Genomic DNA, 16,669 nt, shown 5'->3' on the forward strand with positions numbered 1-16,669 from the left:
AGGGTCCCTTTTTCGGATGTAAAATGAATGAACGACAAGGCAGGAGTAGGAACAATGAGCGATTTGGACACGCTGGCATTGGAGGCGAAGTGCGACAGCAGAGCGTTTGAAAGGCTGTTGCAAGAAATGGACGGTTATTGCCGCAAAATGGCGTATTACTACTCATCGGTCATGGAGTATGACGATCTGCTGCAAATGGCGAGAATCGAAGTGTGGAAGGCGGTGCTTTCCTATCAGCCGGGGAAAATGCCGTTCGTCAGCTATTGCAAGTGGACCGTGCTCAATCATATGAAAGGCTACTTGCACCGGCAATTCGGCCCCAAGCATATGCTGAGCCGAGCCGCCTTACGATTGCAAGCACAGATCGGCGGGGAAGACAGCCCGATGCTGGAAAGCTTGATCCCGTCTCCGTCGGATGTACCGAGAACGCTGGAAAAGAAGGAATTGCACATGCAGCTTCGGCGACTATTGACGCGTTCCTTAAGCGACATGGAATACCGGTGTCTAGTCTATTTCTACTACGAAGGGTACAGATATACCGACATACAGGACAAATTAAAGCTCGCCAGCGGCAAATCGGTCGGTAACGCTCTGAAGCGGCTGAAGATGAAGCTTGGGAAAAATAAAGAGCTGTTCGAGATCTTAACCTCTCTATCCGCTTGAACCGTCTTGCGCAACCGGAAAGCTGACTTCATTGGAAGGCGTCGGGATCTGGACGGCTGAAATGCTGCTGATTCACTCCTCGGAGCGGCGCGACGTGGTCGGCTGGGGCGACCCCTCGGCATCCGCCGCGGCATGCTGAAGCTGTACGGCCGCTTTCATTTATTTGTGGAAGCTCTCCCATGAAGAACCGTAAGTACATGCATTTTTCCAAAGCACGCTTATTTCCAATCGTTCGAACGAGTTGGAGAGAGGCGTGTTTTTTTTCTGCCGCACTCTGATTTCAATAGAAACACGAGACTTCCAGTAATAGTTATCTGTCCATAGCGACCCTTTAGACAATGCATAAATATAGAAGAACGCAATTAAGGGGGAAATGATTGTAGTCCATTTCCCGTAGGAGGCGGCAGAAGTGGGAACGAGTCTGTTGAAATGGGCGAAGTATAAGGTGCTCAGAGGGTCCGGGGCGGTTGTCTCCGCACTTCCGAATACGGCGCCGATGAGCGGCCGGACGTTCTGGTCGTTCTTGGCGAGGTACGGAACCGTCATCGTGAAGCCTTCGAACGGTGAGGGCGGCGTGCGCGTCATACAAGTGGCCTCTCTGGGAGGGGGAAAATACGAGGTTCATTACGGGAGGATGCGAAGACGGTTCGCCTCAAAAGCGGCGGTATATTCGTTCGTATGCGCCTTGACCCGGAAAGGAATTTTTATCGTTCAGCAAAAAATACCGCTTGCGAGAGTGGGGGGAAGACCGTTCGACCTTAGAGTCATGGTCCAGCGCGGAGGCGGCGGATCTTGGGCAATCACCGGAAAGCTCGCCAAAATTGCGGGAGCGGGATTTATGATCACGAACACCGCCCGAAGCCGGGGGAGAGTGGCGCCCGTAACCGCGGCGCTTCGAAGCGCCGGCTTTACGGCTCCGCGAATCCGATCCATTCAAGCGAAGATCGACCGGGTTTCCGTCGCGTCCGCGAAACGGCTTCGGCAGCGCTATCCTTTCTTGCGTACCGTCGGAATGGATATCGGCGTCGATCATAGGGGAAAGGTGTGGATTATCGAGACGAATTTCGCCCCGGCCAAGTCGCTGTTTTTGCGTCTGAAGGATAAAACTATGTACAGAAGAATCATTTCATATTCAAAGGTTAGATTAAGAAAGCCGAGAAGGAAATAAAGAAACGAAACCGGCAGCGCAAAGCTCGGAAGCATCGGGTTTTGCGCCGCCTTCTTCCGATCCTTGGAAACGGACAACCCCGTTCTTCGCCTCCTGCTTGGATGAGTGTGAAAATATGTTTCGGCTGTGCTACAATACAGAAATTGATTCGACATATTTTTCAATCGGGAGGTTTACTTGGATCTCATGCTCATAATCGGTATTGCCGGCGGCACGGGTTCCGGCAAAACAACGGTCGCCCGTTCGGTGATCGACCGTCTGGGTCCGGGCAAGGTCACGTTCATATCCCAAGATAACTATTACAAGGATCATTCGCATCTTAGCTTCGAGGAACGCGCCAAGATCAACTATGATCATCCGTTTGCTTTCGACAATGAGCTGCTTGTGTCCCACTTGAACCGGTTAAAGGAGCGCCAAACGGTGCACGCGCCGGTGTACGATTTTACGACACATGCCCGTTCCGCTTCCGAGACGGTGGAGCTGAAGCCGAACCATATCGCGATCATCGAAGGGCTGCATGTGTTATCGGACGAAAATCTCCGCAAGCTGCTGGACATCAAGGTGTTCGTCGACACGGACCCGGATGTGCGCATTCTTCGGAGGGTGCTCCGGGATATCGAGGAAAGGGGCAGAACGATCCAATCGATTCACGATCAATATTTGAATACGGTCAAACCGATGCACGAGGCGTTCATTGAGCCTTCCAAAAAGTACGCGGATCTGATCATCCCCGAAGGCGGACATAATGAGGTGGGGGTGCAGCTGCTTTCCATTTTGACGGAAAAATACATCGTCGGCGGCGTTGGGAAGTTCGTTTGAATCATGATATTTTCGGTTGCCGTACGGTGTCGATTTATGTTATGAAATGTATGGCGGGAAGAGGCTTCCGAGCCGTACGTGAACATAAGAATGACTAATCTCCTGAAAGGAGCATGTTCTGTTGACCATTTTTAAGAAAAAAAGCGACACGGATTTCTTTAAATTGCTGATAGAAGGCGCGGAAAACACACTGAGGGGGGCGGAAGTGTTCCGCGACGCGATGAATGGCGACAAGCCTCCGGCGTCTTACGTGCCGAGCCTAAGGGAGCTCGAGAATAAGGGCGACAGCATTACTCACCTGATTTATAAAGGATTGAATCAGGTTTTCGTCACTCCGCTCGACCGGGAAGACATTATTACGCTGGCTTCCAAAGTCGACGACGTTATGGACGGGATTGAGGCGACGATCGCGCGCTTCGACTATTTGAACGTCACCTTCACCGACCAAATCATGAAGGATTTCGCGGAAGTGCTCGTATCGTCCTGTGAGCATATGCTGTCCGCCTTCAAGCTGCTTGCTCAGAAGAAGTACAAGCAAATTCGGGAGCATACGGTTCAAATCAACAGTCTGGAAAACGAAGGCGACCGGCTGATGCGGGAAGGCATTCGCGAAATTTTCACCCACCCGAAGGATCCGTATCACGATTTCAAGCTGAAGGAAATATACGAACGATTAGAGACGACCACCGATTCTTGCGAGGATGTCGCCGACATATTGGACAGTGTGCTGTTGCGTTATTCATAAAAGGCCGCTCAGGCCAAAGTATCTACAACGTAGGGGGTAAGCGGCGCCTGTCTGAATACTCATTCGGGCGAAAACTCAATGGAATCACTTTTAATAATCGGAATCGTTGTGTTTTTAGCGTTGTCCTTTGATTTTATTAACGGTTTTCACGACACGGCCAACGCCATCGCTACATCCGTATCGACCCGGGCGCTAAGCCCGAGGACTGCGATTCTTCTTGCAGCGAGCTTGAACTTTGTCGGAGCGTTAACGTTCACCGGCGTCGCCAAATCGATCGGAGGCAAGGTAGCCGATCCGAGCAAGCTGGATCACGGGATGGAAATTATTATAGCCGCGTTAATTGCAGCTATCATTTGGAACTTGGTTACATGGTGGTTCGGAATTCCGTCCTCCTCTTCGCACGCTTTAATCGGGGCTATGGCTGGGGCCGTTATAAGCTCAGCAGGCTTGCAAGGGATTAACGCATCCGGCTTTACGAGCATCATCAAAGGGCTGATTTTTTCCCCGATCATAGCGTTCGTTGTGGGCTATATCGTCATGTGGATCATCTACAAAATATTCGCAAACTTCAGTCCGCATCGGATCAATAAAGGCTTCCGCTTCATGCAGATTATAACGGCTTGCTTCCAAAGCTTCACGCACGGCACGAACGACGCCCAGAAGGCGATGGGGGTCATCACCTTCGCATTGGTCGCCGGCGGACTGCAGACCGACCTTGAGGTGCCGCTTTGGGTTAAGATCGCCGCGGCGACGGCGATGGGCCTCGGAACGTCGATCGGCGGCTGGAAAATTATCCAGACGATGGGTTCCAAAATATTCAAGATCGAGCCGGCCAACGGATTTGCGGCCGACTTGACTTCCTCCTCCGTAATCTTGACCGCAACGATGACCGGTTTTCCGGTCAGCACGACGCACGTCGTTACTTCGGCGATATTGGGCGTCGGCGCTTCGAAACGGTTTTGGGACGTCAAATGGGAGGTGGCGGGTAAGATCGTCGTTACCTGGTTTATTACGATCCCGATTACCGCTGTCTTGGCGGGGCTCATATTTAAAGTCATTGAGATTCTCTTCTTGTAGATATATGAAAAACCCGGCCGTATGTCGCATACGGCCGGGTTTTTTGGTTTCTCGCTGTTTTCTGCTGCCTCTCGCTGCCCCTCGTGCCCCAGTGGCGCTAACGGACACCACAGCCTTTATATCGCCGATTTGACCGTCGCCAAATCGTTAACGGACACCACAGACGCTAAACCCCGATTTTTGGCGGTTATGCCTGCTTTGTCGAGGCAATAACTGCAGCGGTGTCCGTTACAACTGCAAACTCCCTTCATAACGCCGAATAACTGCATCCATGTCCGTTACGTTGGAGCGATCTGTCAGCCAGCGGAATATATATCCGGACTCATTGCCCGATCGGCACAGGTTATGCGGTTTGCGCCGCTTCCGGGTGCTGACGGCTCGATTTGCGGTGCGAAACGATCAGGTACGCGAGCGTGGCGGCCGCAAACAAGACGGCGAATCCGCCGAGAACGACGGCATTGTGCTGCAAAGCGCCGTAATCGCCGCTGGAAATGACCGCCTTCATGCCCGCTACCGAATAGGTCATCGGCAGCCATGGCGTAACGTTCTGCAGCCAGCCGGGAATCAATTCAAGCGGGAACGTTCCGGCCGAGCTCGTCAATTGGAAGATCAGAATCAATATGGCAATGAACCGGCCCGGATTTTGCATGGTTGTCACAAGGAGCTGAATAATCATCATGAACGTCACGCTTACCAAAACCGAGAATAATAAGAACAGCGGGATGTCGGTAACCTTCAGCTTCAATATATAGAGAAGCGCCGCATCGGCGATCAACGCCTGAACCGTGCCTACGGTGACCATCGTCAACGCTTTGCCCCAGAACCACTGCCATCCGCTCGACGGACGTCCCGCCGGCTCGCGAACCGGGTAAACGATCGTCAGCAGCATGGCGCCGACGTACAAGCCGAGCGACAAGAAATAAGGGGCTAAGCCCGTTCCGTAATTCGGCACTTCCTTCAGCTTCTGAACGTCTAACCGGACAGGCTCTGCAAACATGTCGTACATCGAGTCGGATCCTTTCAAGCTCGAAGTTTGCGCAGCCGCATCCCCCAATTTTCCGGACAATTCGTGCGCGCCTTCGTCCAGCTGAAGCAATCCGTTCGATAGCTGCGCCGCACCGTTCTCGAGTTGGGAGGAGCCCTCCACGAACGGAACGGTTTTGCTCTCAAGCTGCGCGAGGCCGGAATGCAAGGCTGCTGCGCCGTCCGTCAGCGTGGCCGCTCCGGAAGCCAAAGCCGCTCCGCCGTCCCTGGCTTCCGCAAGCTTGCCGCCGAACAGGGACATCCCGTCCGTCAGCTGCTTCGCGCCTTCGGCCAGCTGAGCGCTGCCGTCCGCAAGCTGAGCGGACCCTGCAGACGCTTCGTTAAGCTTGCCCACGAACGCGGCCAAGCCCGCGTTCAGCTGACCAAGCCCTTCGTGCAATTGAGCCGCGCCTTCATTCAGCTGATGCTGAGCGTCCTCGGAGCTCGCAATGCCTGCGGCCAGCCGCTTGCTTCCCGCGAGGAGCTGCTGGAAGGTTGCGTCCTGCGCCAGCTGCGGGTTTTGCTGCGCCAACGCCGCAAGACCGTCCGACAACTGCTGCGCGCTGTCCGCAAGCTTCGCAGCCCCGGCTTCGGACTGCTGAAGCCCCGTTGCCAGCTGCCCGGCAGCTTGCTCGGCTTTCCCGGCGTTCCCGGCCAGCGTCGCGCTCCCTTCGGAAAGCTGCGACAATCCGCCGCTGAGCGTCCGGGCGTTCGAAGCCAGCGAAGCGGCTCCGTCGCTCGCAGCCGTTGCGCCGGCTGCAAGCTTTTGCTGCGCTTCAACGAGCTGAGCGAGCCCGCCTGCAAGGGCGGCCGCGCCCGTATTCAGCTCTTTACCGCCTTGTTCCAGCGTCGCGCTGCCGGCGTTCAGCTTGGAGACGCCTTCTTGCAGCGACTGGGAGCCGCTTACCAGCTTGCGGAGATTGTCTTTAATCCGAAGCGCACCGTCTTTCACTTGAGCGGAGCCGTCGGCGAGCTTGCTGGCCCCTTCGCCGGCCTGCCCGATTCCGCCGGCAAGCTGCTCCAATTGGTCGAATACCGTTTCGGCATATACCTCCGTAATTTCTTTGTTCAGGGACCCTTTCAGCTTCTCGACGGCCGAGTTCCCGATTTGCGATGCCAGGAAATTAAAGCTTTGGTTCGGCATAAATCTCATCGTTGCCGCAGTCGGACGGTCGGACGTAAGCGTAGCTGTGTTCTCGGAGAAGTCCTCCGGAATTTCAATCGTCATGTAATACTTGTTGTCCTTCATACCGGATACGGCTTCTTCCTTCGTAACGAAGCTCCACTTGAATTCGGAATTGTATTTAAGATTGTCAATGAAATCGTCCCCGATGTTCAACGTCTTGCCGTTGAATTCGGCGCCTTGATCCGAATTGACGACGGCTACCGGCAGCCGCTCCAGATGGCCGTACGGATCCCAGAACGCGCCGAGAAACATCGCGCTGTACAGAACGGGCACGATGGCGATCGCGATGACGGGAATGAGAAGCTTGTAGCTTCCCGCGATAGCAAGCAGTTCTTTGCCGTATTGTTTTATGCCTTTTAACACGTGCGTTACCTCCAATACGAATTGACCGAAATCGTCGTTCGGTCATAATTGTTGAAAAAAAAGGGCGTAATACGCCTAGGGATTCAAGCCGTCTTGTATATAAAGCTTCATTAGCTCCGCTACTTTCGCTTTCTCCAGCGGGGGGTGGTGCTTCTTCCAATCGGCCGTCAATGCGATGTACAGCTTTAGAATGATATAAGCCGTAACCTCCGGATCGCAAGGCTTGATTTCTCCTTTGGCAAGGGCGATACTCACCTGCTGCCGAATGTAGCCGACGATTGCGGCTTCAATCTGCCGCGTCCCTTCGAAGGCCATCTGCGTGTTGAGGTCGCTCACCTCTTGGGAAAGCTTGATGGCCAGCTCGTGCTTGTCGCGGAAATCAAGCAGCCGGTCGAGCGCCAAGTATAAGTTGTCGAAGAAGTTCCGGTTCGGGTCCACGATTTGTTCGGCAACCATCTTCATTTCTTGAATCAGACGGTTCATGATTTCTTGGAACAGTTCTTCTTTATTCGTAAAGAACGTATAGATCGTGCCTTTGCCGACGTTGGCGATTTTGGCGATCTGCTCCATCGTCGTGGCTTTATATCCGAACAAGGCAAACGACTTCGACGCTGCTTCGATAATTAATTGGCGGCGGTCCGTCGCCATGTGTTATCCCTCCTTTTGACAAAACCGACTGACCGAAATAGACATTCGGTCATTTTTCAATGCCGTTAAATATATCACTCTTCGGCTTCATTTGCAATAAGCGGAACATTCGCTTAGGTCACAGTCGCTCTCCGCCTAAAGGCTAGGTGCAAAAACCGCCGCCCGACCGATTTGTCGTCGTGCTCGAATGTTTACAATAAAGCCATAAGCAAAACAAAAGGAGAAATGAAATATGAGAAAACTTTATCGCTCGGCAACGAACAGCAGAATCAGCGGAGTTTGCGGCGGACTCGCGGAGTACCTTGGAATCAGCGCCACATTCGTTCGGTTCGTAACGGTCGTTTCCGCTTTGTGCAGCTTCGGAACGACATTGCTTGTGTACTTTATCGCCAGTATCGTAATACCGAAGCAAGATCCGTATCTTTATTACCGTTAATCGATAACATAACTAATTATTGGAGGGTTTAACCATGGGAGTTTTATCGAGATTGTTGGACGTATCGAAGGCCGCTATTAATGAGGCGCTGGACAAGCTGGAGCAGCCCGATATGATGTTGAATTATTATGTCCGCAACATGCAAGAAGAGCTGTATGCCTTGGAGCAAGCCGCAGCCAGGGAGGAAGCGGAGCTGAAGCGGCTCGAGAAAGAAATCGCTTATTATGGCCGCATGGCCGAAGAGCATGAGCGCAAAGCGGGAGAGGCGATGGCGGATGAGCGCATGGCGGAAGCCCGCCAGGCGATTGAGGCGAAGCTGGCCAGCAGCGATCGTGCGGAGGAGCGGAAGCAGGCGTACGAAGCCGCACAGCGCAGAGCTGCAGAGATTGCCGAACGGCTCGAGCGTGCGAAGAGCGAATTTGCGGCTATGAAGGCGAAGAAGGAAGAGTTGGCCAAACGGGCGGAAAAGCTCGCTTCCAACCCGCATCAAACCGGCTCCGGCTATACGAAAGATGTTGCGGGCGCAGGCGGCTCTGCGGCATTAGGCTTTAGAAGAATCGAAGAATCGATTATGCAGGAAGAAATGAAGCTGGAGATGGCGAATTCGGCTAAAGCCGCAGCGGACGCCGCCCGCGAAGCGCGCATCGAAGAGCAGCTGGCGAAGCTGCGCGGCGAAACTCAACGCCAGGAGCATTTGGAAGGTTAAACGAAAAGTAGGATACGAGGCTTCGATCGTTCCGGTCGGGGCTTCGTTCTGTTTTGAAACGAGGATGATTGAGAGAGGACGCACAAATAGTGATCCTCCGAGGCGCCCGAACGATCCGGATTACGGCTTTTTGTCGAGTGTGATATACAAAATGTTAATCGATCTTATTAAAAATATTAATGTGATTTGTTTCACAAAAATTGTGCATAAATCATTGTCAATGAACTATAATAAGAGAATTGATTGGCGTAGGGTGACACGCTTTTAAAATATGTGATAAATTTCACAACAGCTGCCGCCGCTCGCCCTAAGCAGCAAACATGAATGAAGGAGGAAAGTGCTATGTTGGAAACGAACGTTCAAGAAGGAGCTCCGGCAGCACAAGGAAAGCCGGACGTATTGGAGCAACTGCTGAAGCCGGAAGTTCAGGAAGCTTTAACGACATTGGTGGACAACCTGCCGAAGCTTGCGGAAATGATGACATTCATGTCGAAGACTTACGATTTGATCCAAAAGGCTGCCAACGATCCGGTGCTTATTAACGATACGGTCGGCGGAATTAAGGAAGTTATGGAGCCGATCGCGGAGAAGGCGAAATATTACGCATCCGCCGCTATTGAAGCGAGCGACCGCGCAGAGCAGAAAGAAGAGACGATCGGATTGTTCGGCATGCTGAAGCTGCTGAAAGATCCGGAGCTCCAGAAGATGCTTCGCTTCGGGCAAGCGTACTTGGATATCCTCGGCGAAAGAAAAAGAAACGGTTAAACAGCGGCACTTTTCCAATGTATAGATAAGAATGGAGGATGAACATGAGTAAACAGATCGTAATCCTTGGCGCAGGCTACGGCGGCCTGTTGAGTGCGCTTTCCGCACGCGAGCATTTGTCGGCGGAGGATGCAAAGATTACCGTTATCAATAAAGTGGACAATCATCAAATTATTACCGAATTGCACCGGCTCGCGGCAGGCAATGTGTCGGAGAAGGCTGTCGCGCTTCCGCTCAGCAAGCTGTTCAAGGGTAAAAACATCGACGTGAAGGTCGGTACCGTCAGCGGAATCGACGTCGCGGGACGCAAAGTATCGCTTGAAGACGGTTCTTCCTACGGCTACGACGCGCTTGTGCTTGCGCTCGGCAGCGAAACGAACTACTTCGGGATTCCGGGACTTCAGGAAAACAGCTTGATCTTGAAATCCGCCGCGGATGCGAACAAAATTTTCGCTCACGTGAAAGAACGAGTGCGCGTGTACAGCCAAACGAAAAACAAAGCGGACGCAACGTTCGTCATCGGCGGCGGCGGTCTTACCGGCGTCGAGCTCGTAGGAGAGCTTGTGGATGAGCTTCCGGGTATTTGCAGAAGCTACGGTGTCGATTTTGCGGACCTTTCGCTTTACTTGGTTGAAGCGATGCCGACCATTCTCCCGATGCTTCCGGCCGAGCTCGTTCAGCGTGCGGTAACAAGCCTGGAAAGCCGCGGCGTGCAGTTTTTGACGAGCCTCCCGATCACCGAGGTGAACGGCTCCATCGTTACTTTAAAGGACGGAAGAACGATCGAAACGAACACGCTCGTATGGACCGGCGGCGTTCAAGGCAATTCCTTGGTTGCAAACTGCGGCGTAGAAGTCAACCGCGGCCGTGCAACAGTCAACGAATTCCTTCAATCCGTATCGCATCCTGATGTGTTTTTGGCAGGCGACTGCGCGGTCGTGTTCGGTCCGGAAGGACGCCCGTACCCGCCGACAGCCCAATTGGCATGGCAGATGGGCGAGCTGGTAGGGGGCAACATCGCCGCTTACTTCAGAGGCAACAATATGAAAACCTTCAGCCCGGTATTTTCCGGAACGCTGGCAAGCTTGGGCCGCAAGGACGCCATCGGCACGATCGGCGCGAGCGGCATCGAGCTGAAGGGCGCACCTGCTTCTCTTATGAAGAAGGCGAGCAACGCGCGTTACTTGTCTCATATTGACGGATTGTTCGCGTTAACTTATTAATATTTCGCCCGCCGAAAAAGCCGGTTCAAGCATGGAAACATGCTCGAACCGGCTTTATTTTACCGTGTTTTCACGATGATTTTGCGGATGCTTTCGCCCGATAGATGGTATTTTCGTTCCAAGTCGGCGACGGACCAGCCGCTGGAATAAAACCGGATGATTTCCTCATTCCGTTCCTCCAGCTGCTTCCGCGCCCCGCTCAGTTCCCCCCAGCCCGCACGCCGCTGAGCCGGCTTGGGAATGTAAATGAGCTCGCCTTGAATATATTTTTGCAGCTCTGAGAGCAGGCTAGGGGGAAGAATATCTCTCCCGTTTTTGTAATTCACCTATAAAATCCTCCTGGAACAGGTTTGTCATTGCGCAGCATGCTTGATCGGCAATTGTCAAAATCATTGTTCCTGCCTCCTCTCGGTTTATGGATATAAGCCAAAAAAACCGCAACATCCGGCGGTTTAAAAAAGATATATAAGGAGGCCCGAAGGCCTCCCGCCTACGGCGTCTCCGATTAAACGGAGACCACCTCAGGATTGTTGATCAACTTGACCATCTCCTTTCCTCGCAATTCGTCGGCCCGACAACTTTATTGTACAGCCAAAGTCTGGAACTTTAAAAGCGAAAAAACGATTATAAGCAAACTTTACCGATGAAATGCATATTAGGTCGCGGATATACAGAAAATATGGAGCAATCCGAGGCAGGTGGTGAGCTCCAGTGGGATTCCGTTGTCATTTTCCTTGCGGCATGGCTGGCGGTGTTCGGTTTTTACTCGATGCGCAAAAGCTTGACGATCATTGAGAATGCGTTCATATTTTTGACGGTTCTTATATTAAGCATTAACTTTTCATGGATTGTAATCGAAGAGCTTCACCGGGTGGAAGAGTCCCGGCGAGGTATAGACTATACGGCGCTTCTAATAAGCAGAAGCATCCTGATTCCGATGCTGCTCGTTATTGCCCTGAATGCGATATATCTTGCGAAAAAAAACGGAGGGGCGTGGCTTGCCGCTCTAGCGGCCGTCGTGCTCATAGCCGGGGTTAACGTTCTCGGTTTGCTCTTAGGCATTATGAAGTACGTTCGATGGAATCTGCTGTACGATATTGTGTATGCCGCCGCCATGCTGGGCGCTGCGTACGGTTTGCATAAGCTGTATCGAAGATCGATGCGGGGGGAGGATGCCCTATGATGTTGTGGGAGCATTTCGATAAGAACGAGTGGTTTGTTCTGATTATGCTCGTCATTTCGTATGCATTGGTCTTTTTTTTGCCGAGAAGGCTTCCGAGAAGCTGGATGATTTTAAGCCTCGTTTGGGGATTCGCCAGCTCCACCTTATTCGATTTTACGATCGGCGGGGGGCTTCTCGATTATTATCGCGTGAATGACTCCGACCGGTACGAGCTGACGGATCTGTTAACGTATTTCGTGTTTGCGCCGTTCGGATACATTTTTATATACGTTTACGAGCTGTTGAAGATTAATAAGCGCAATTTTGTTTATTATGTAATCGGCTGGGCGGTCGTCGGGGTAGCGGTTCAGAAAGTATCCGAGTGGATGGGAATTACGCATTATCAGCACGGATATCGGCTCGAGTACAATTTCGCCGTATTTTTAGCCGTTCAAACCGTGTCGGCGTTATTTTACGAATACGTCAAGAGCAGCAACGTGCGGGTCACGCGAATGTGAACCTTCAATGGAACGAAGAGGCGCAAACGAGGCGCCTCTTTTTTTTTCTGTAAGAGGTCATTGACATTATTGATTGCTGTAAATATAATTGTTAAGACAACTAATTTTCGCAAGAAGGATGATCGGATGATGCAGGTGCAGGACGGGAAGTTCTACGGAATTTTGGACGAATCCGTGGGGTTTTTGATGGGGGTTACTTACAGGAAAATATCCAATTTATTTATGCAGCGGCTGAAGGATTACGGAATCACATCCGAGCAGTGGCTTGTTTTGTACTGCATTTGCGAGAGAGACGGCATGATGCAGAAGGATATTGCCGAGAGGTCCGGCAAGGACCGTCCCACGACGACGCGAATTCTGGATGTGCTTCACGAGAAAGGCTGGATCGTGAAGAAGGCGGGGGACAGCGACAGGAGGTCGTTTCTCGTCTACGCCACCGACAGCGGCAAAGCGTTAATCCGGGAAACGGAGCAAATCGAGCGGCAAACCGTCAGAGAGGCGACTGCGGGAATAACCGGAGAGGAATATATACTGCTCATTAAGCTTCTGAATCGGATCGGTAACAATATAGATCAATTAAACAAGGAGTAGAGATTAGAAAATTATGACAACGGAGAGAGACACCATGCTGAATGAAAGCGATCGAAACGGTAAGTTGTGGACGAAGCCGTTCATCGTCATTACGTTATGTTATTTTTTATTGTTTATTTGCTTGCAAATGCTGCTTTCCCCGCTGCCGAGCTATGTGAAGGAACGGTTCGCGCCGAATGACGTCACCGTGAGCCTGGTGACAAGCTTGTTTGCGTTGTCGGCCATCGCGGCGCGCTTTGCCACGGCCGCACTAATGAAGAAAGTGCACCGCAACGTGCTGCTGTTTGTCGGCCTGCTCATAGCGGGGGGCGCAACCGCCGCATATTCATGGGCGGACTCCGTAACGGCGCTCCTGCTTTTGCGCGTGGCGTTCGGAATCGGCTTCGGGATGGGGAGCACGGTTATGCCTACCCTTGTTTCCCAAATCATTCCCGCGAACCGAATCGGAGAAGGGATCGGCTATTTCAGCTTGTCGACGAGCCTGGCGATGTCCTTCGGGCCGTTAATCGGCTTGTCGGTGCTCGGCAATCATGGCTTCCAGCCGCTATCGCTCCTAGGCGCGGCGGCGGCGCTGGCGATTATTCCGCTGCTGTACGGCTCCCGGACGATTCCGCCTCAGCCGCCGCGGAAGCATCATGCTTCATCGCAGCCGCAGGAGAAGGAGCGTCGTCCGTTTAACAAAAAACTGCTGCTCCCGGCATTGCTTAATGCGCTATTGTCCGTCACTTACGGCGGACTGCTCGGCTTCCTGGCGCTGTTCGGCAAAGAGGCCGGTTTGGAGCAGATCGGGCTGTTTTTTCTGTTTAACGTGTTTACCGTATTGATCGTTCGTCCGCTCTCGGGGCGCTTGTTCGACAAGAAAGGGCATGCGGCCGTGCTGATTCCCGCTGCGCTGCTTGTCATGGCCGGCTTGATCGCGCTATCGTTCACTACAGCCTTGCCGATGCTGATCGTTTCCGCGCTGCTTTACGGACTCGGCTTCGGGGCGATTCAGCCGACGCTGCAGGCTTGGATGCTTCAAGCCTCCCCGCCGGAACAGCACGGAGCGGCAAACAGCTTGTATTATAATGCGCTGGATTTCGGGGTCGCCGTCGGCACCATGATGCTTGGAGCGATCGCCTCCGCCTCCAGCTACGCGGCGATGTACCGGTATGCCGCCGGCTTTATGGCGTTGTTTTTACTCGTATACGGCTTGCTGCGGCAGCCGGCGAAAGCCAAGAGAGCCGTCGTTCGGGCCGGGTCGGAATCCGCTTAATCCGATTTCGCCGCCGCAGGGCGCATAGCAGGGAGCGTAACGGTAAAGGCCGTCCCGCGCCCGGGGCTGCTCTGCACATCGATGGCGCCGTCGTGCGCAAGCACAAGCTCCTTAGCGATCGCCAGACCGAGACCGGCGCCCCCGCTGTTGCGGGCCCGCGCCTCGTCCGTCCGGTAAAACCGGTCGAACAGGAAGGGCAGATGCTCCGGCGCAATGCCGGTTCCGGTATCCTCGATCGTGACGCGAACCGCGTCCGGCTGTCCGGCGTGTACCGCTTGTTCTTCTAGCTTGACCGTCACGGCGCCTCCGGTGGGAGTGTAGCGGACGGCATTGACGAGCAGATTAAGAAACACTTGAATGATGCGATTTGCGTCCGCAAGAACGAGAGGCTCGTTATTCGGTCGGTGCAGTGTAACGGCAATTCCTTTATTCCCGCTATCGGCGGCGATATGCCCGATCACTCGTTGCAGCAGCTCCGATACTTTGACGGGCTTCCGTTCGAGCGGAAGCTTTCTCGCCTCGGCAAGCGACAGGACGTGCAGGTCGTCAACGAGACGCGACAGCCGGATGAGCTCGTCCTGCAGCGGAAGCAGCCGCTCCGGCTCGACGGATTCTCCGCTTTGCTGTATAAGCTCGAGCTTTCCCCGGATGATGGTGATCGGCGTCCGCAGCTCATGCGCGACGTCCGCAACCAACGTTCTGCGGGCTTCCTCCGCCTTGAGAATTTGCGCGGACATCGCGTTGAACGCCAGCGCCACTTTGCCGTACTCATCGGCGCTGACGACAGGGGCTTGGACGCCGAGCTGTCCGCTTCCTAATCGTTCAATCACAGGTACCAGCTCCCTTAGCGGCGCCGTCACCCGATTCGACAGCCGGTATGCGACTAGTAGGGAAACGGCAATGAAGAGCAGGCTTCCGGCAAGCAGCAGGAACGTTACCGAGCTGCTGACTCCAAGCTTTACCTTCGAGATGTTGCCGACCTCCCGGTCGTAATAATATAAAAAACCGGCGGTATCCTCACCGAACCTTACGACGCTTCGAATTCCCAACCTTGTAACGATCTCCTTATCTTCATCGCCGTATGAGTACAGCACTTCATTCGACGCCGAGGTCAACATAATTCCGAGATCGGGACGGTCGATGCGGTCCGGCGCCGTATCGAGACGGTTTACGCCTTCCCAAGAGCCGTTATGTTCCTCGTAATAAGCTTCAAATCTTCCGAGCAGCGCCTCGATTTCCCGGCTCCGGTCCACATCGATCCATTCCCGGATTACCCCTTGAACGACAAAAATCGTCAAAAGCACGAACAATACGCCCATCGCGGCGATAAAGGAGGCCATGGCCAAAAACAGCTTGCGTCTGACGCTCATAGCCGGTCTCCGAATCGGTAGCCGAAGCCGTACACCGTATGGATGTAGCGCGGAGAGGAGGGATCGTCCTCGATTTTTCTGCGGATCCGGCTAATATGCGCATCCACGGTACGTTCGTCGTTCAGAATATCGTCTTCGAGCGCCGACTGAAGCAGCTGCAAGCGGCTGTATACGATGCCGGGCTTGGCCGCAAGCGTTAGCAGGAGCTTGAATTCCGTCGGCGTAAGCGAAACCTCTTCGCCGCGCTTCCAGACACGGCATTGCGACTCCGAAATCGAAAGCTCTCCGCGTTCGAGCGTCCGTTCCTCCGGCTGCTGCCCATGCTGCCCCTCCAACCGCCGCAGGACCGATCGGATGCGTGCCGACAGCTCCCGCAAAGAAAAGGGCTTCGTCATATAGTCGTCCGCGCCGACCTCCAGCCCGATGATTTTATCGGCTTCCTCGGCTCTGGCGGTAACCATAATGATGCCCATCGGGCTCGTCTTCCGCAGCTCCCGGCATACCTCGAGTCCGCTCATCTCCGGCAGCATCCAATCCAGCACAACGAGCGCCGGCCGAATCGCCCGCGCCTTCTTCACCGCCTCTCTGCCGGTTTTGGCTGTGACGACGGTAAAGCCTTCCTGCCTCAAAAAAGTCTCCATAAACGACAGCACTTGTTCTTCGTCGTCCACGAGCAGCAATGTATGCGTCAACATGTTCACCTTCCCGTTAATAAACCGGATTGCTTTCATTCATTATACAGGGTCCCTAGCTGCATGCGATAAATTTCATCGGAAGCGAACAAGTCCGTCATAAGTTCGCAACATTGTGCTGGTACGATAGGGGCAAAGGTGCGAGGGGAAGAGGAGAGGAGAGGTTAGGTTATAAAATTTGGTGCTAAGCCGGTACGTGCGAGGTCGATTGGTGTCGTTAGTAACAAAGTTTGGTACTAAGTCGGTAAGTACGCGGGTG

At 53.5% G+C, this 16,669-nt stretch carries 18 protein-coding genes; 13 read left to right on the plus strand and 5 right to left on the minus strand.

What is annotated here, in order from left to right:
* Positions 1-54: 54 nt before the first annotated feature.
* The 5 genes from PT964_RS02515 to PT964_RS02535 all read left to right on the plus strand — a co-directional run bounded on the left by PT964_RS02515 (position 55) and on the right by PT964_RS02535 (position 4,472).
* Positions 55-663: a sigma-70 family RNA polymerase sigma factor gene (locus PT964_RS02515; protein ID WP_274361741.1), complete on the plus strand. Its 609-nt coding sequence runs from the start codon at positions 55-57 to the stop codon at positions 661-663.
* Between the two features lie 409 nt (positions 664-1,072).
* Positions 1,073-1,831 (plus strand): YheC/YheD family protein, encoded by a 759-nt coding sequence (locus PT964_RS02520; protein ID WP_274361742.1) that lies wholly within the window; start codon positions 1,073-1,075, stop codon positions 1,829-1,831.
* Between the two features lie 186 nt (positions 1,832-2,017).
* Positions 2,018-2,650: a uridine kinase gene (gene udk / locus PT964_RS02525; RefSeq protein WP_274361944.1), complete on the plus strand. Its 633-nt coding sequence runs from the start codon at positions 2,018-2,020 to the stop codon at positions 2,648-2,650.
* Positions 2,651-2,771: 121 nt separating this feature from the next.
* The gene (locus PT964_RS02530; protein WP_274361743.1) at positions 2,772-3,395 is read left to right on the plus strand and encodes a DUF47 domain-containing protein; all 624 of its coding nucleotides are present in this window, start codon (positions 2,772-2,774) and stop codon (positions 3,393-3,395) included.
* A gap of 78 nt (positions 3,396-3,473) precedes the next feature.
* The gene (locus PT964_RS02535) at positions 3,474-4,472 is read left to right on the plus strand and encodes an inorganic phosphate transporter (RefSeq protein ID WP_274361744.1); all 999 of its coding nucleotides are present in this window, start codon (positions 3,474-3,476) and stop codon (positions 4,470-4,472) included.
* Between the two features lie 343 nt (positions 4,473-4,815).
* Here the strand turns inward: PT964_RS02535 and PT964_RS02540 are convergent, their stop codons facing one another.
* Both PT964_RS02540 and PT964_RS02545 read right to left on the minus strand, forming a co-directional pair.
* Positions 4,816-7,044: a YhgE/Pip domain-containing protein gene (locus PT964_RS02540; RefSeq protein WP_274361745.1), complete on the minus strand. Its 2,229-nt coding sequence runs from the start codon at positions 7,042-7,044 to the stop codon at positions 4,816-4,818.
* A 75-nt stretch (positions 7,045-7,119) separates the two neighbouring features.
* Positions 7,120-7,692 carry a TetR/AcrR family transcriptional regulator gene (locus PT964_RS02545; RefSeq protein WP_274361746.1) on the minus strand — a complete coding sequence of 191 codons (573 nt, stop codon included), beginning with the start codon at positions 7,690-7,692 and terminating at the stop codon, positions 7,120-7,122.
* Between the two features lie 232 nt (positions 7,693-7,924).
* Between PT964_RS02545 and PT964_RS02550 the strand changes: the two genes are divergently transcribed.
* The 4 genes from PT964_RS02550 to PT964_RS02565 all read left to right on the plus strand — a co-directional run bounded on the left by PT964_RS02550 (position 7,925) and on the right by PT964_RS02565 (position 10,822).
* Entirely contained in the window at positions 7,925-8,128 is a 204-nt protein-coding gene (locus PT964_RS02550) for a PspC domain-containing protein (RefSeq protein WP_274361747.1), read from the plus strand.
* 34 nt (positions 8,129-8,162) lie between these two features.
* Positions 8,163-8,834 (plus strand): PspA/IM30 family protein, encoded by a 672-nt coding sequence (locus tag PT964_RS02555; RefSeq protein WP_274361748.1) that lies wholly within the window; start codon positions 8,163-8,165, stop codon positions 8,832-8,834.
* A 342-nt stretch (positions 8,835-9,176) separates the two neighbouring features.
* Positions 9,177-9,599, plus strand: a complete 423-nt coding sequence (locus PT964_RS02560; protein WP_274361749.1) for a DUF1641 domain-containing protein — start codon at positions 9,177-9,179, stop codon at positions 9,597-9,599.
* A gap of 44 nt (positions 9,600-9,643) precedes the next feature.
* On the plus strand, positions 9,644-10,822 hold the full coding sequence (locus tag PT964_RS02565) for an NAD(P)/FAD-dependent oxidoreductase (RefSeq protein WP_274361750.1): 1,179 nt from the start codon (positions 9,644-9,646) through the stop codon (positions 10,820-10,822).
* 59 nt (positions 10,823-10,881) lie between these two features.
* Here PT964_RS02565 and PT964_RS02570 read toward each other — a convergent pair whose 3' ends face one another.
* Positions 10,882-11,148, minus strand: coding sequence for a CD3324 family protein (locus PT964_RS02570; protein WP_274361751.1), 267 nt, complete (start codon positions 11,146-11,148; stop codon positions 10,882-10,884).
* A gap of 353 nt (positions 11,149-11,501) precedes the next feature.
* On the opposite strand from PT964_RS02570, the gene PT964_RS02575 reads away from it, so the two are divergent.
* From PT964_RS02575 to PT964_RS02590, 4 genes are all read left to right on the plus strand, one after another.
* Entirely contained in the window at positions 11,502-12,005 is a 504-nt protein-coding gene (locus PT964_RS02575; protein WP_274361752.1) for a hypothetical protein, read from the plus strand.
* On the plus strand, positions 12,002-12,502 hold the full coding sequence (locus tag PT964_RS02580) for a hypothetical protein (RefSeq protein ID WP_274361753.1): 501 nt from the start codon (positions 12,002-12,004) through the stop codon (positions 12,500-12,502). The genes PT964_RS02575 and PT964_RS02580 overlap by 4 nt, the downstream gene beginning before the upstream one ends.
* Before the next feature lie 126 nt (positions 12,503-12,628).
* Positions 12,629-13,093 (plus strand): MarR family winged helix-turn-helix transcriptional regulator, encoded by a 465-nt coding sequence (locus tag PT964_RS02585; protein ID WP_274361754.1) that lies wholly within the window; start codon positions 12,629-12,631, stop codon positions 13,091-13,093.
* Between the two features lie 34 nt (positions 13,094-13,127).
* Positions 13,128-14,348, plus strand: coding sequence for an MFS transporter (locus PT964_RS02590; RefSeq protein ID WP_274361755.1), 1,221 nt, complete (start codon positions 13,128-13,130; stop codon positions 14,346-14,348).
* Here the strand turns inward: PT964_RS02590 and PT964_RS02595 are convergent.
* Positions 14,345-15,718 (minus strand): sensor histidine kinase, encoded by a 1,374-nt coding sequence (locus tag PT964_RS02595; RefSeq protein WP_274361756.1) that lies wholly within the window; start codon positions 15,716-15,718, stop codon positions 14,345-14,347. The two genes, PT964_RS02590 and PT964_RS02595, sit on opposite strands and share 4 nt — an antisense overlap.
* The gene (locus PT964_RS02600; protein WP_274361945.1) at positions 15,715-16,410 is read right to left on the minus strand and encodes a response regulator transcription factor; all 696 of its coding nucleotides are present in this window, start codon (positions 16,408-16,410) and stop codon (positions 15,715-15,717) included. Before PT964_RS02600 ends, PT964_RS02595 begins: the two co-directional genes overlap by 4 nt.
* Between the last annotated feature and the right edge of the window lie 259 nt (positions 16,411-16,669).

Origin of the sequence: Paenibacillus thermotolerans (assembly GCF_028745515.1) — a bacterium.
In the GTDB taxonomy this organism is placed as follows: Bacteria; Bacillota; Bacilli; order Paenibacillales; family YIM-B00363; genus Paenibacillus_AE; species Paenibacillus_AE thermotolerans.

What these genes read in the sequence shown, in the direction of transcription:
- PT964_RS02580 (WP_274361753.1), top strand. Translation starts at nt 12,002, where the DNA reads ATGATGTTGTGGGAGCATTTCGATAAGAACGAGTGGTTTGTTCTGATT.
- PT964_RS02535 (WP_274361744.1), top strand. Translation starts at nt 3,474, where the DNA reads ATGGAATCACTTTTAATAATCGGAATCGTTGTGTTTTTAGCGTTGTCC.
- PT964_RS02585 (WP_274361754.1), top strand. Translation starts at nt 12,629, where the DNA reads ATGATGCAGGTGCAGGACGGGAAGTTCTACGGAATTTTGGACGAATCC.
- PT964_RS02595 (WP_274361756.1), bottom strand. Translation starts at nt 15,718, where the DNA reads ATGAGCGTCAGACGCAAGCTGTTTTTGGCCATGGCCTCCTTTATCGCC.
- PT964_RS02515 (WP_274361741.1), top strand. Translation starts at nt 55, where the DNA reads ATGAGCGATTTGGACACGCTGGCATTGGAGGCGAAGTGCGACAGCAGA.
- PT964_RS02560 (WP_274361749.1), top strand. Translation starts at nt 9,177, where the DNA reads ATGTTGGAAACGAACGTTCAAGAAGGAGCTCCGGCAGCACAAGGAAAG.
- udk (WP_274361944.1), top strand. Translation starts at nt 2,018, where the DNA reads ATGCTCATAATCGGTATTGCCGGCGGCACGGGTTCCGGCAAAACAACG.
- PT964_RS02565 (WP_274361750.1), top strand. Translation starts at nt 9,644, where the DNA reads ATGAGTAAACAGATCGTAATCCTTGGCGCAGGCTACGGCGGCCTGTTG.
- PT964_RS02545 (WP_274361746.1), bottom strand. Translation starts at nt 7,692, where the DNA reads ATGGCGACGGACCGCCGCCAATTAATTATCGAAGCAGCGTCGAAGTCG.
- PT964_RS02590 (WP_274361755.1), top strand. Translation starts at nt 13,128, where the DNA reads ATGCTGAATGAAAGCGATCGAAACGGTAAGTTGTGGACGAAGCCGTTC.
- PT964_RS02550 (WP_274361747.1), top strand. Translation starts at nt 7,925, where the DNA reads ATGAGAAAACTTTATCGCTCGGCAACGAACAGCAGAATCAGCGGAGTT.
- PT964_RS02575 (WP_274361752.1), top strand. Translation starts at nt 11,502, where the DNA reads ATGGAGCAATCCGAGGCAGGTGGTGAGCTCCAGTGGGATTCCGTTGTC.
- PT964_RS02555 (WP_274361748.1), top strand. Translation starts at nt 8,163, where the DNA reads ATGGGAGTTTTATCGAGATTGTTGGACGTATCGAAGGCCGCTATTAAT.